Origin of the sequence: Alterotamlana spongicola (assembly GCF_035818475.1) — a bacterium.
Taxonomy (GTDB): domain Bacteria; phylum Bacteroidota; class Bacteroidia; order Flavobacteriales; family Flavobacteriaceae; genus Cognatitamlana.
The window spans coordinates 1,523,365-1,537,495 of the sequence record NZ_JAYMGV010000001.1 but is presented as its reverse complement, the minus strand read 5'-3'; the positions used below and the strand labels follow the sequence as shown (position 1 = coordinate 1,537,495).

Below are 14,131 nucleotides of genomic sequence, written 5' to 3'. Positions count from 1 at the left end.
ACGTTTAAATAAAAGCTTCTACAAGTTAGGGGGCAAACTAAAAGAGGCTGTCTGGAAAGTGATTTATTTTGTCATTCAGAGCATTGCTTGAATGAAAGTATACTTTCAAGAGGGCACCCTGCGAAGCAGACAAGAATCTTATTTATTTAAAAATTAACACATTAAAACCTTAGGAGATTCTTCATCATCATTCAGAATGACATTTTCTAGACAGCCTCTAATAAACGTTTAAGAACCTCTTATTTAGATAGTCCTGCTACAAATTTAAAAACAGCATCTCCATGAACACCGGTAAAATAACTGTTAAGTGTTTTCCACCTTGCTTTTCTTTCTTCTTCATCCGGCCATGATTCTTCAATTAGAGCAGGCAAACCTTCAAACAATTTATCTAGATCTGTCATAGAGTCTAAAAAGAAGGCTTCAATCATTTCTGTAGCATCTTTACCCCAGGCATGCCGGTGCGAATAATACGCTTTGATCAATGGGTTATTTTTAATTAGTTTTTCAAAATTCTCATTCATTAGCATCTTTATTTCATCCGTTTTTCCATCCTCTGGAAAATCCATATGACTTGTACGCACATAGCATATCAAATCTTTTGAAACATCTTCTAATGGCTTCACCAAAGGTAATGTGACATAAATTTCATCGGAATGAAAGTTTGAATAATAGGCGTTACGTTTTTTCATAAACGCCTTTCTTTCTTCTTCATCAGGCCATCCTTCCTTTTCCAGTTCTGAGTCTCTTGATCCTGCTTTTTCAATAGCATCCCAGCTTCCGTAAACACGTACATAAACCAGTTCCCTATTATCAGGAGTCATTTGATGTAAATAAAAAGAGGACCCCATAACATGGTCATTCTTTGCCGTGACTTTGTCTAAATATTCTTTTTCTACCGCTTTCCAGGTATCCATATCAAAATCCTCATAATCCATATTCCAGTGTAAAGTAGTAACCGTTATGTACTGGGACCCTTTTTGCTCTTCTTCCTGAGCTAAAACAGTTGTAGTGAAGCATAGCAAAAGCATCATAGCAATTGCTGAAATTAATTGGCTGGTTGTTTTCATAATCTGTTAAAAATTAAAGTTAATATATCAGTTAATTAAATACTACTTTAAGATTTAAGGCCTAAGTGATTATGCTACAAATAAGTAATTGAGAGACAATAGTTTATAAATATACAACAAAATCATTCATTTTCATAAAAGATTTAGGCTATCTCTCATTTTTTTAGTCAGTCCTTTTACAACCATATCATAGGAATGATCTATAAGTGCTTTAATAAGTTGTGCCTGTAATTCACCTTCGTGAAGGTAAAGTGTATTCCAATGTTTCTTGCTCATATGGTATCCCGGACGGATACTATTGTACGTTGCACGAAGTTCTTCAGAGTAATCCGGATCTGCTTTTAAATTTATAGCTGCTTCACCACGCTCCCACCATTTTAACGAAGCCAAAGCAAACATTTTTCCAAGAACCTTAAATACTAAGGTATCTTCATCAAAAGGAAAATTTTCGGTAGTTCCTTTTTTACTTAAACAATAGGTTCTGATTTGTTCTATGTCCACTATTTATGTTTTAGGCGTAAAAATTTCAATCATTTTTTGAGCTTAAGGAGTTTATGCTCTTCAATATTTAAATCAGAATAATCTAATGTCCATCCAATAGTTTCTACTATGGTTTTTACTAACAAAACAGTTTCTAAAGCTTCCTTTTGCGCTGCCTGAATAAGTCCGCTCTCAGGGATTTTATTCTGAATTTGCTTTTTAGCTTCATCATGTAAACCCGTTAAATCTGCGGCGTCAAACTTATTGAATATGCCGTCAGACTTATCATAATAATTTAAATTGGTTTCAATAGACAGTACTTCCGGTTGCGGAAATTGTTCAAGTATAATTGTCTTCTTGTTATTATCTGCTCTCAATACAATCTTTGACAAATCAAAGCCCACATAAGCCTTAGCTTTTATTACTACCAGGGCTTTCTTTTTACTTGAAATAAGCTTTAGTAAACGTTGTTTCACATCTTGATACTGATAGATCTCAGCAAAGTCACCTTCTACGGTTATCAATTTACAAACGGTTTTAATTTTGTCTAACAGTATTGTAGATTGCGAATCAACCAATTGCCGTTGTTTAATACTTTGAAAATAAGTAACTAAAGCCCAGCCCACCAATACTCCTATTAAAACTCCTAAAATGGCATCCATCTAATCTAATATTTTATATAAAACAGGTTTACTTGGTGATGCATCATTTTCAAAAGATGCTATTTGTAAATTCAAAAAATACGTGCCATCCTTTACTTTGTTTGACACATAAATAAATTCTGTTATAGTAGCGTCCATTCTTAATTTCCCTTTGGTATTCCAAAATGCATTATGTGCCAAGAGCTGACACTCATCTTTCTCCTTATCTACACTCGGCAAATCTATTAACAGGTGTTTTACACCCTTTTCTCTTAAATACACCGCTGCATCCTCTAATAAATAAGTTGGGTTGGTATTAGAATACTGTTTTGTAAACTTTTCCTTTCTGGTATTAGGAATGGTTCTAATAACTACAGCATCTCTTTTTTTGTTACCTAAGGCAAACTGAATCTGTTTCTTTGAAATTACCGAATCTCCATTTAATCGTTCCGGAGCAACTGTAATGACCTCTGCCAAAAAGAAAAACCGTTTTAAGTTTTTGTTTATGGAATGAAGTTCCTCAGTAATATGTCCTACACACTCTGTATGGGTACCATGTGCATGCGGATTAAAATGAATAGTATTGAAATTTATACAAGCACCATCCTTAACACTGGCTATCCATTCACCGTCCTTAACCGGTTTTATTTCAGGTGGCCCTATATACCATGCATTTACATTGTCTTTTGAAGCCCTGATTGGTATAGAAATATCAATAGGCTGTGTTAAATCTATCTGAAGTTTTCTGGAATTATATTGGATTGTTGCGATCATACCCAAATATAATCAAATCATAAATAGTTCGGAAGCAATTCCGTCTACTAAAAATTTTCCTTTTTGTGTGGTTATTAGCGTGTCTGTATAATTTCCATCGTCTTTAGCTTCACTTGAAACAGCGAGTAACCCCTGACTGATAAACTTCTCAGCTCCTGTTTTTAAATACTGAAACCTTTTTTCTCCATATTCATTTTTAACCTTATCTAAGGATACACCCCATATGGTACGTAAACCGGTCATGACATATTCATTATACTGATCTTTTAAAGATAGTATTTCAACAGTATTTGGCAACTTACTTTTTTGAATAGCTTTTATATATTTTGGATTATTAGATATGTTCCAACGTCTTTGATTGCCATAAAACGAGTGTGCCGAAGGCCCTATCCCTAAATAAGATTTCCCTTGCCAATAACTGGTATTATGTCTTGAAAAATAATCCGGTTTACCAAAATTTGATGTTTCATAATGCACAAAACCTTCAGCCTGTGTTCTATCGATCAAATGATTAAAGTGACTCAAAGCCAAATTTTCATCTATTGGAGGGTATGTTCCTTTCTTTACAAAAGAATCAAGAGCTGTTTTAGGTTCAACCGTTAAAGCATAACTTGAAATGTGGTTAATCCCAAAATCAAAAGCCATATTTAAGTTGTCATCCCATTTTTCCAGGCCCATATTGGGAATGCCATAAATGAGGTCTATAGTTATATTATCAAAATACTTTGAAGCATGTTTTAAACAAGCCTTGGCTTCTTGAGCATTGTGAGCCCGATTCATCGCCTTTAAATCTTCTTCGAAAAAAGATTGAATGCCTATACTCAGACGGTTTATTGGCGCATCTGCCAAACCGCTTATTTGTTTTATAGATAAATCGTCCGGGTTTGCCTCAAGAGTTATTTCGGGATCATCTGTTACTCTAAAATTTTTATAAACGGTATCTATCAACAATTGTAATTCATCAACCGCCAATAAAGAAGGGGTACCACCACCAAAATAAATGGTATCAATACTCTGATTTGAAAGCTCCTCTTTGCGAAGTTCTATTTCTTTTACAAGTGCCTGAATGAGCGCTTCCTTCTTTTTTAAAGAGGTAGAAAAATGAAAATCACAATAAAAACATGCTTGTTTACAAAACGGTATGTGAATGTATATCCCTGCGATAATTTAGAGTTTTGAATCTATGAATTATGTGAGCTAAATTTAGGATTAAATTTTCTTTTATTGACTTCCCAAAAAATAAAAGAATAGGCAAATTACCTTATCTTATCAGGGTTCTGTTTTACAAAAGCATTCCAACCGGAATAGCTTTTACCAATACTTACTCTCCCTGAGTTATAAAAATGACAAACAGCGGCCGCTAAGCCATCTGTTGCATCCAGATTCTTAGGTAAGGTTTTGAGTCCTAAAAGACTTTGTAACATCTTCGCTACCTGTTCTTTACTGGCATTTCCATTTCCGGTAATAGCCATCTTTATTTTTTTTGGAAGATATTCGGTTATAGGTATTTCTCTGCTTAAACCTGCTGCCATAGCCACCCCTTGTGCTCTTCCCAGCTTTAACATACTTTGTACATTCTTTCCAAAAAACGGGGCTTCAATAGCAATTTCATCTGGATTATGGGTATCAATAAGCTCAATAGTGCGTTCAAAAATGAGTTTTAACTTTAAATAATGGTCGTCATACTTTTTTAAATCCAACTCATTAAGCTGTAAAAACTGCATGGTCTTACCAACTACTTTTATGAGTCCAAAGCCCATAATTGTTGTCCCCGGGTCAATTCCTAAAATAATTTTTTCCTGCATTAATCTCCACAATAATAACAACCACTTAGTGATATGGATGCACCAATGGTTACGGTTAACAAATGCCCATTAAATGATCCAAAACCACTTGATATAGGGTTAAATTCTTTTCCAAACCCCAATATATAAGAAGTGTCCAAATATACAGATAGTTTATCAGACACCCCATAATGAATTTCCAAGCCTGTGACGGTATTTAAAAACGTGGTTTTATTATCACCATAATTACCTAAGGGCTTTATGGTAGTACTTCCGGGACCAGCGTGTAAAAATAGGCCCAATTTGTTGCTAAAACTCAACAACTTTGAAGCATCATAAACCAGTTGCAAATTGATACGGGTATAGTTTAATTTAAATTCCGGTGAACGCTCTGCATTTGAAAAACTATTATATCCAAAATCCAGTTTAGCTCCTAATTTTGGCATAAACATATACTGTAATCCCAGATTAATACTGGGAAAATTAATAGCATTCCCTTCAAAACTCCCAACAAAACCATTAGATGACGGGGTATTTAGCCCTAAGGCAAATTGCGCTTTTACCGTACTGGCATCTCCCTGACATATACCAACCCAACTCATTGAACTACACAACAACGCCAGCAAATAATTCTTATTCCGTTTAAGTATAGGGCGCATTAATATTTTATTGATTTAATTTGCAACAATTCTATGCATTGGATTCAATACAAATCTAAACAATTCTTTTTTGTGCTTATTAAACTAAGTATAGTTACCGGTGCATTTTATTTTATATACTACAAATTAGTTGATAGTACGGAATTAAAATATACTGATTTTATAGATTTTATTGCTAAGAACAACATTTTCACAATTGCAAACCTTGTTTTTTTAGTATTCTTAACTAGTTTTAATTGGTTTTTTGAAATTTTAAAATGGAAAACTTTGGTCGGTTTTATAAAAACAATAAGCTTCAAAAATGCATTAGAGCAAAGCTTAAGTTCTTTAACAGCATCTTTGTTTACACCAAACAGAATTGGTGAATATGGAGTAAAAGCTATGTACTATGCTGTTAATTTAAGAAAACGCATTGTATTTATAAATTTGATTAATAACTTATTGCAAATGGCAATAACAACAATTCTCGGTATCATTGGCTTATATTTTTTTATCTTAGAATACAAGTTGAATATCAATTTGTTCAAGCATTTTCATTTTTTACTAATTCTGCTCATAACTATAGGGGGTATCGGAATTTTAGCTCCTAGAAAAAACATTTCAGTAAAAGGGGTTTCTTTAGAAAAAATAAAACGTTTTTTAACAAGTTACCCAAAGCATCTACTTATTAAAGGGTTTATATATGCTTTAATCAGATATTTTATTTTTTCTTTTCAGTTTTATTACCTATTAAAACTTTTCTATGTAGACATGGGATATTTTAACACCATGGTTGTGGTTTCGTCTATGTATCTTATGGCATCCGTTTTACCATCAATATTACTTTTTGATGTTGTTATCAAAGGGAGCATTGGTGTTTACTTGTTTTCAATAGCTGGTGTTGATCAATTCACATCACTTAGTGTGGTTACCATAATGTGGCTATTTAATTTTGCTTTACCTAGCCTTTTTGGAAGCTATTATGTACTTAATTATTCTTACCCAAAAACTAAGCGCTTTGTATGATAATATTCAGTTTAATCATAATTATAATATATATTATTTTCATAGGGCGTTTCACCCATGGTTTTGATAAAGTTAAGGTTTTTGAGTTATCAAATATTCCCGCTAAAACTAAGTTTTCTGTTGTTATACCTTTTAGAAATGAAGCTGAACATTTACCTGGGCTATTAAAATCAATAGAGGCTCTAAAATACCCAAAACACTTATTTGAGGTTATTTTAGTTGATGACGCTTCTGATGACTCCTCCGCTGAAATTGTCAAGACTTTTATTAAGATGTCAAAAACATCATTTAACTTAATTTCAAATAAAAGACTAACAGGCTCTCCAAAAAAAGATGCTATTACTACGGCTATAAGCACCTCTAAAAATGATTGGATTGTTACTACCGACGCCGATTGTATTTTACCCAAATACTGGCTGAATAGTTTTGATGAATTCATTCAAAAAACAAAGGCATCATGCGTTGTAGCTCCTGTGTTATATCAGGAAGGAAACCACTTGCTTCACAGGTTCCAAATTTTAGACATGTTAAGCTTACAAGGCGCTACTATTGGCGGCTTTGGTATAGGAAAGCCTTTTTTATGTAATGGTGCTAATTTTGCTTATAAAAAAGCGCTGTTTTCAAAATTAAAAGGATTTGAAGGCAATAGTAACATCTCAAGCGGTGATGACATTTTTATGCTTGAAAAAGTAGTTCAAACACTACCTGAAGCGCTTTACTACCTGAAATCTGATCAAGCTATAGTTATAACAAAACCTCAACCCACATGGAAAGACCTGTGTACGCAACGCATACGTTGGGCTGCAAAAACATCAGCCTATAACCATTGGTTTGGAAAATTTACCGGATTAATAGTACTATTGATGAATGCTTTACTAATTATAGCATTAGTACTTTCTGTAATGGGCCTCTTTAAACTTAAACTGCTGTTTTACCTGTTCTTTATGAAGTTTAATATAGACGTATTACTTATTTACAAATCTGCTGCCTTTTTCAGGCAAAAATCAGCGCTGAGAAATTACCTGTCCGGCTTTATTATTTATCCTTTTTTTAGTGTTTACGTGGCTTTTATTTCTGTTTTTTCAAGTTATAAATGGAAAGGCAGGCGGTTTAGTAAATAAATCAATTCACATTAATGATTATTGGTAAGCTAAAATTAGTAGTTACCAGTTGCCCTTTTTTATTAGCCGGGAAAATTTTTGGCAGTGTATCTAAACTTTTAATAAGCAAGGTTTTTATGTTGGGGATTTCCTGAATGGTCAGAGAGTCTATCTTTGTATTCATCAGTACCAAATCACCTTCCTTGGACACTTGTAATTGTAATACAATAGTATCATTAATATCTTGTGTGACAATAATAACCTCCTTTTCTAAATGACTGGTTATATGATTTACAATAGTGCTTTGAAAACAGGATATTCTTTCGGCTTTTGTATTTAAAGAATCACATAGCGAAAAACTTGGATATTCATCCACATCATTCCAATTAAAAGTTTGCAATTCTTCATTTAGAATAGCTTCAGAGGATGTTTTCTTTACATTAAAATACTCGCAGGACACAAGCATTAAAACTAATATAAAAACACAACGTTGTTTCATGGATTTTGACTGAAACCGAAAAATACGATTTTATTCTAATAGTTTAACCTTTGAAAAGTAACTATTTGTAACAATCCCTTAAGTATAACGTCATACCAAAAAACCTGATTATTTATGGACATCATTTTAATTATTATAGCTAGTCTAATTATGGTTTTAGGTATTTTAGGAAGTTTTTTACCTGTTTTACCGGGACCACTAACCAGTTGGATTGGGCTTTTGGTAGTGCATTTTACAAAAGCCATTCCCATGGATAAGACATTCCTGATCATTACCTTAATAATAGCTCTGTTGATCTGGGTACTGGATTATATTATTCCGGCATTGGGCACCAAACGTTTTGGTGGTACAAAATACGGCATGATTGGCACCTCCATAGGGCTTATAATTGGACTGATTGCTCCTATACCTGGAGGCATTATTATCGGGCCCTTTTTAGGCGCTCTTATTGGGGAACTTATTAACAAAAGTGACACTAAAGCGGCCACTAAAGCTGCATTCGGATCTTTTATTGGATTTATAACCTCAACATTTATAAAGTTTGTTGTTGCGGTTATTTATTTAGGCCTATTTATTGGGATACTTTGGGATCATAAAGATCTTATCTTTCAATTTTAACAAAAGAAACCCTGTGGGTCTCTCACCTCCACAGGGTATTGTAAATTGCTATTATCAACAAAAAAATTGAGGGATTAATTAATTTTTTGAAGTGTTGATACTCAAATATAACTATAAGATTTCTCTTTAAACTGCGGGAAACCCGTAACACCTTTACGGGTAAGTTGTAGAAATCAGCAATAACAAGGGGTTTGCGAGGTCAAAAAATAAAAAAAAACATAAAATAGTTACTATTACTTTTAATGTTATCTTATTTTACCTACACAAACCCCTCTTTTCTCGCATGTTCAAGTAAAGTTTCATCTTGTCCGTCACTTACTTCAAAAATCTCCCTGAGGTGTTTTTTCCTCTTTTCAATGGCACTTAAAGAAATATCTAAATGCGTAGCCAGGTTTTTTGTTTTTACACCTTGAGATAATAAATGGAGTATTTTTCTATTTTTATCATCTATTATAATATCGCTGGTAATTGTTTTCCTTATATGACTATTTACTGTACCGCTATAAAATGGTGGATTATTCAGTACCGCCTGAAACGCGCTAGCTAATTCACTTGAAGTTAAATCACTTTTTATGAGGAACCCTTCAGGATTTATAGTTTTAATTATATTATGAATTCTAAATGACTCATTAAACATGGTTAGAATTATAATTTTCGCATCAGGTAAACTTTTTCTGGCATATTCAGCCAAATCCTCACCGGAACTCATCGTACCATCAGTAGATGGTGGTAAGCTAATATCTACAAATAAAATGTCATAAGGCCGTTCATTTTGGATAGATTTATCCATGTAATTAATGGCTTCATCGCAATTGTTTGCAATATCAATAAATAATTCCTGATTGTCTTTTTTTGTAAAAAGTAATGTGTTTTGATACCCCTCAATAATCATTGGGTGGTCATCAATCATAAGTATTTTTATTTTTTCGGTCATAAATTAGAGGTTAGGATATCGGGACATTTATCATTACTGTTGTTCCCATGTCCTTTTCAGATTTAATAGCTATGGTTCCATTAATCTCATTAATTCTTGAATTCATATTTTTTAAGCCAATCCCAGACTTGGCCTTGTTTACATCAAACCCGGAACCATTATCTGTTATGGATAAGCAAATTACATTTTTTTTCAATTTAAAACTAATTTTTACTTCAGTAGCATTAGCATGCTTATAGATGTTATGTAAGGTTTCCTGAATAATTCTATAGATATGGATCTTTGTTTTATTTGATATATTATCCCAGTTTATATCATCATCGCGGTCTAATTTATACACCAGGTCATAGGCCAATGTTTGGGTTTCTACCAGAGTTTTAATAATATCAATAAATCCGGAACCGGAAACAAAATCGGTATTCAATTCATGAGATACCTTTCTAATATCCTGCTCTATAGTTTTAAGCTCATCAATATACTGACTCCTAGTTTTTATGGCCTCTTCGCTGTTATTCATATTTAAGCTGTCCAGACTTAAACGCGTCCCGAACAACCTCCCTAAAACACCATCATGTAGTTCTTCTGAAATACGTTTTTTCTCTAAAGTTCTGGCTTCCTCAATACTTTCATTTTGTGACAGCATCAGGTTATAGATCTCTTCATTGGTTTCCTGTTGCTGTTGAATAAACTGCAGCTCTTTGTTCTTGTTTCTTTGGGTGATAACCAAATACAACAAAAAGGAAGCTATGACAACTACTACAGAGATAATTAAAAGCCACATCCGTTCTTTGGCTATCTGGATGTTTTCCTGCTCTATTTGTTTGGTTTCAAAACGAATTCTGGCAAATTTATTTCTAATGGCCCGTTCGTTTTTTTGAAGGCTGTCACTAAGCTTTACATAAGTTTTTAAATGCTTTGTTGCTTTACTATCCTCTTCAATTTTTGAGAGTAATAGCAGAGACTTTAATAAATCATCATTATGATACTGTTCTGAGACCTGTTTTGCTCTATATGCATAATAAAGTGCTGAATCCCTGTTTCCTTGATCATGATAATATTCTGCTAAATGCTGGCTAATAATTATTGAATTATACCCTCTATAATCAATACTATCACTAATATTTAAAGCTCTTTGGTACAAATCAGGAAGCCGTTGAGTATCTCCAGACAAATACAGCGTTTGTCCAAAATTATCTAAAACAAGGGCATAAAAGCTTGGACGGTTTTTGAGGAGGTTATTATTATTCAATATTTGTTCATAACATTGAATAGCTAAATCATACTGCCTTAAATTCTTGTAAACAAAACCAATATTGTTTAATGAATTATCTATTCTATTTTGGTCCTTTAAATCTTTCCTCAATTCCAGCGATTGCTTATGATATTTTAAAGATTCGTTATATTGTTCCAATTCATTAAAAACAATCCCTAAATTATTAAATATAAAAGATCTATATTGCTTAACTTCATTGGTTTCTCTTATATTTCCTAATAAAGAAATGGCTTCAATAGAAGTTACTTCACTACCAGTATAATCCTTTTCAAGTTGTTGGACAACAGCAATACCATATAACGTTTTTGCTATGTTAAGATTATCCTGAATATCACGGAAGATTTTTTCAGCTTTGTGATAATAAAAATATGCGCTATCTGTATAAGGTGTTCTTTTCCTAAAAATTTCACCTAACTGATAATGAGCAAAACCCACTTTAGAGGAATCTGTAATTTTTTGACTCAAAAAATCACGTTGAATGGAGTCAATATCATTAAATACACTTTTTGACAACCCTTGACCAAAGGATAGAATAGAAACTAAAAAAAAGACTACTAATAAAAATCTCAAAAAAAAACAATTAAGGCTTATTCCTCAAATGTATTTATAATTTTTTAATTTATATCAACAAAATAAGGTCTACCGTTATACCACGGCAGACCTTACATCATATCTTTTCAAAAGAATTAGTCGTTCACTTGTCCTCCAGTAAAAGGAACTACTACCTCTGTTGGATCAGTTAAAACGTCATCTTCAGTTAAATCTTGTTTTGTACATGAACTTAATGTTGCAAAAAGTACTGCTAAAATTAATGTAATTTTTAGGGGTTTCATATTATTCAATTTTTAAGGTTAAACAGTTTTTCTCTTATTATTTTTAAAAAAATAAATACTCAAAATTGTTAAAGACTTTGAAATTCAAAATCTCAAACGAGGGAAAAAATGGATAATTAACTTAAAAATTGAACACACAAACCTGCATCAATTTTATATACTTGAGGGAATATGACCTTATGGTCAAAAATGGATTAATTTTTCTTAAATAAACTTAGGGAATTATTGGGGCGCTTACTAAGAACTGCTAAAATATGTTAGATACAACAAAATATAATAAAAATATCGATTAAATGTATTATTTTATCGATTAAGTGTTGTTTTGGATGAAAAAACTTATAAAGTAGACTTGTTTTTCACCAGGCTTGTTTTAACAATTTTAGTTTTAACATCCTCTCCTGGAGACACATTTTGTATTCTTTCAATAAGTAATTCTGCTGCTTTTGAGCCTATAATCTTAGCATGCTGCCTGATTGTTGTTAACTTAGGAATGGTATGATTTGAATCTGATTTACTGGCAAAACCAACCACTGATATGTCCTTAGGTACTTTCTTCCCAAAATCAATAGCTACATTAAGTGCAATAACCCCGGAAGAACTATCAGCAGCAATAACACCATCAATTTGTTTATTCTTTTTGAAGAACGATTTTATCTTTTTTTGATGATCGTCCTTCTTTTTAATTTTTAAAACCAAAGGCTCCTGACCTTCCTCTAAAATAGCCTTATTATAACCATGCTCTCTTAATTTACCAACACTGATATCATTAATATTGCTAATAAAAGCAATTCTTTTTCGCTTTTCTGCTATTAAGCTTTTGGTAGCATTATATGTTGATTCAAAATCATCAACTATAACTTTATCACATAACACATCATGAGCTACCCTATCAAACATAACTATTGGTAAACCCTGACTAATGGTTCTTTTAAAATGCTCTATTTCATTTTTTACCTGAGATTCCTGAGCTACAGATAAAATAAAACCATCTACACTCCCATTTGCCAACAACTGAAGGCTTTCTTTTTCTTTATCTAAAGACTCATTTGATATACAGGTAATAATATTATACCCATGCTTATTAGCTTCTCTTTCTATACCAAATAACACCTTAGCTAAAAACCGGTTTAGTATATTGGGTATAATAACTCCTATGGTCTTGGTTTGATTTTGTTTTAAACTTAATGCAACCTTGTTTGGTTTATAATTATATAATTCAGCTAACTCCTTAACACGCCTAACCGTTTCTTCTCCAATCTCATCACTATTATTTAAGGCCTTAGAGACTGTAGAAATTGAAACGTTTAATTCTTTTGCTAATTGTTTTAAAGTAACCATACAGGTAAATGCATAAAATATAAAGTAACGCAATTTACAAAATAACTTTTGCAAAATGTTTGTGTCTAAAATAAGTTATTACAAAAATTCCAGGCAATTTTATTTAAAAATAAACTTTCTTTAAAATTCAATCTATTTTATACTTAAATTAAACCTTTTATTATTTATGGAGTCATTTAGTAATCCTTCAAATGATTTATGTGTTTTTCAGGATTTAATTTACACAGTATATTAAGACATAATGGAGTTCAAAACAAAAGACAAAACCGCCTCATACGATACTATTAAAATTGAACCTTTTAAAAAGAGTATTAGAAAAACGGCTCCTCATAAACACAACAAATATCTTGAATTTGTGTATTTTACTCAAGCAAGCGGATATCATGTTATAGATAATTCAAAAATTGAAATAAAAAAAGATGTTCCAATCTTTTTTGTTGTTAGAAAAGAGCAGGTTCATTTTTGGGATATTACTTCAGAACCAAAAGGTTTTGTTATTATCATTAAAAAGTCTTTTATAGAAAACTGTTTAGATATTGAGATCAAGCAACTACTTATTAAAATAACTTCGTTTACTCATTTAACACCTAAAGACAGTAATACGGTTGAACAACTGTTTCATTTACTGGTTAATGAATATCAAAACGCAAAGCAATCTAATACTATTATTGAAGGATTGCTCAAAGCCTTATTAAGTAAAATACTTCAATTTCAACCAAAGGAAAAAAATCCTAACCAATCCATATATCAACAATTTACCGAATTGCTTTCCAGCCAGGACAACCTTTCTAATAATGTTGAGTACTATGCCAAACTATTAAATACAAGCCCTCAGAATTTAAATATAAATTGCAGAAACGAATGTAGTAAATCAGCTTCTGAGGTCATTTCAGAATTTATTTTAAGAGAAGCCAAGCGTCTATTATTGTATACCAACAAAAACATTTCAGAAATAGCATACTCTTTATCCTTCAAAGATAATTCTCATTTTACCAAGTATTTTAAAAGGCATGTTGGGCACACCCCCAGTAACTTTAAAAATGAAAACCTTAATTAAAGACCATAAACTTTTCAAAAAGACCAATTTCTCAAGTATTAAGGGTATAGTTTTGCGCAAAATCAAACA

16 protein-coding genes are annotated in these 14,131 nt (G+C 32.2%); 4 read left to right on the top strand and 12 right to left on the bottom strand.

The window, feature by feature from the left end:
- Positions 1 to 239: 239 nt before the first annotated feature.
- The 7 genes from VOI54_RS06725 to VOI54_RS06695 form a co-directional block, all read right to left on the bottom strand.
- Positions 240 to 1,067, bottom strand: a complete 828-nt coding sequence (locus tag VOI54_RS06725) for a hypothetical protein (RefSeq protein WP_326281956.1) — start codon at positions 1,065 to 1,067, stop codon at positions 240 to 242.
- 132 nt (positions 1,068 to 1,199) lie between these two features.
- Positions 1,200 to 1,568 (bottom strand): MmcQ/YjbR family DNA-binding protein, encoded by a 369-nt coding sequence (locus tag VOI54_RS06720; RefSeq protein ID WP_326281955.1) that lies wholly within the window; start codon positions 1,566 to 1,568, stop codon positions 1,200 to 1,202.
- A 29-nt stretch (positions 1,569 to 1,597) separates the two neighbouring features.
- On the bottom strand, positions 1,598 to 2,209 hold the full coding sequence (locus tag VOI54_RS06715; RefSeq protein WP_326281954.1) for a DUF4230 domain-containing protein: 612 nt from the start codon (positions 2,207 to 2,209) through the stop codon (positions 1,598 to 1,600).
- Complete coding sequence (locus VOI54_RS06710) at positions 2,210 to 2,962, bottom strand: cyclase family protein (protein WP_326281953.1); 753 nt, start codon at positions 2,960 to 2,962, stop codon at positions 2,210 to 2,212.
- Positions 2,963 to 2,974: 12 nt separating this feature from the next.
- Positions 2,975 to 4,126: a radical SAM family heme chaperone HemW gene (hemW, locus tag VOI54_RS06705; protein ID WP_326283141.1), complete on the bottom strand. Its 1,152-nt coding sequence runs from the start codon at positions 4,124 to 4,126 to the stop codon at positions 2,975 to 2,977.
- Positions 4,127 to 4,218: 92 nt separating this feature from the next.
- A complete protein-coding gene (gene ruvC / locus VOI54_RS06700) occupies positions 4,219 to 4,767 on the bottom strand; it encodes a crossover junction endodeoxyribonuclease RuvC (protein ID WP_326281952.1) in 549 nt (182 codons plus the stop codon).
- The gene (locus VOI54_RS06695; RefSeq protein ID WP_326281951.1) at positions 4,767 to 5,405 is read right to left on the bottom strand and encodes an outer membrane beta-barrel protein; all 639 of its coding nucleotides are present in this window, start codon (positions 5,403 to 5,405) and stop codon (positions 4,767 to 4,769) included. The genes ruvC and VOI54_RS06695 overlap by 1 nt, the downstream gene beginning before the upstream one ends.
- Positions 5,406 to 5,477: 72 nt before the next feature.
- Here VOI54_RS06695 and VOI54_RS06690 point away from each other — a divergent pair, with 72 nt between their 5' ends.
- Both VOI54_RS06690 and VOI54_RS06685 read left to right on the top strand, forming a co-directional pair.
- Positions 5,478 to 6,410, top strand: a complete 933-nt coding sequence (locus VOI54_RS06690) for a hypothetical protein (protein ID WP_326281950.1) — start codon at positions 5,478 to 5,480, stop codon at positions 6,408 to 6,410.
- On the top strand, positions 6,407 to 7,531 hold the full coding sequence (locus VOI54_RS06685; protein ID WP_326281949.1) for a glycosyltransferase family 2 protein: 1,125 nt from the start codon (positions 6,407 to 6,409) through the stop codon (positions 7,529 to 7,531). Before VOI54_RS06690 ends, VOI54_RS06685 begins: the two co-directional genes overlap by 4 nt.
- 1 nt (position 7,532) lies before the next feature.
- On the opposite strand, the gene VOI54_RS06680 is transcribed toward VOI54_RS06685, so the two are convergent.
- On the bottom strand, positions 7,533 to 8,009 hold the full coding sequence (locus VOI54_RS06680) for a hypothetical protein (RefSeq protein ID WP_326281948.1): 477 nt from the start codon (positions 8,007 to 8,009) through the stop codon (positions 7,533 to 7,535).
- Positions 8,010 to 8,123: 114 nt separating this feature from the next.
- On the opposite strand from VOI54_RS06680, the gene VOI54_RS06675 reads away from it, so the two are divergent.
- Positions 8,124 to 8,627, top strand: a complete 504-nt coding sequence (locus VOI54_RS06675; protein WP_326281947.1) for a DUF456 domain-containing protein — start codon at positions 8,124 to 8,126, stop codon at positions 8,625 to 8,627.
- A 259-nt stretch (positions 8,628 to 8,886) separates the two neighbouring features.
- Here VOI54_RS06675 and VOI54_RS06670 read toward each other — a convergent pair whose 3' ends face one another.
- The 4 genes from VOI54_RS06670 to VOI54_RS06655 all read right to left on the bottom strand — a co-directional run bounded on the left by VOI54_RS06670 (position 8,887) and on the right by VOI54_RS06655 (position 13,059).
- A complete protein-coding gene (locus VOI54_RS06670) occupies positions 8,887 to 9,561 on the bottom strand; it encodes a response regulator (RefSeq protein WP_326281946.1) in 675 nt (224 codons plus the stop codon).
- Between the two features lie 10 nt (positions 9,562 to 9,571).
- Complete coding sequence (locus tag VOI54_RS06665; protein ID WP_326281945.1) at positions 9,572 to 11,404, bottom strand: tetratricopeptide repeat-containing sensor histidine kinase; 1,833 nt, start codon at positions 11,402 to 11,404, stop codon at positions 9,572 to 9,574.
- A 116-nt stretch (positions 11,405 to 11,520) separates the two neighbouring features.
- Positions 11,521 to 11,667, bottom strand: coding sequence for a hypothetical protein (locus tag VOI54_RS06660; protein WP_326281944.1), 147 nt, complete (start codon positions 11,665 to 11,667; stop codon positions 11,521 to 11,523).
- Positions 11,668 to 12,003: 336 nt separating this feature from the next.
- Entirely contained in the window at positions 12,004 to 13,059 is a 1,056-nt protein-coding gene (locus tag VOI54_RS06655; protein WP_326281943.1) for a LacI family DNA-binding transcriptional regulator, read from the bottom strand.
- A gap of 187 nt (positions 13,060 to 13,246) precedes the next feature.
- Here VOI54_RS06655 and VOI54_RS06650 point away from each other — a divergent pair, with 187 nt between their 5' ends.
- Positions 13,247 to 14,062 carry a helix-turn-helix domain-containing protein gene (locus VOI54_RS06650; protein ID WP_326281942.1) on the top strand — a complete coding sequence of 272 codons (816 nt, stop codon included), beginning with the start codon at positions 13,247 to 13,249 and terminating at the stop codon, positions 14,060 to 14,062.
- The last annotated feature ends 69 nt before the right edge of the window (positions 14,063 to 14,131 follow it).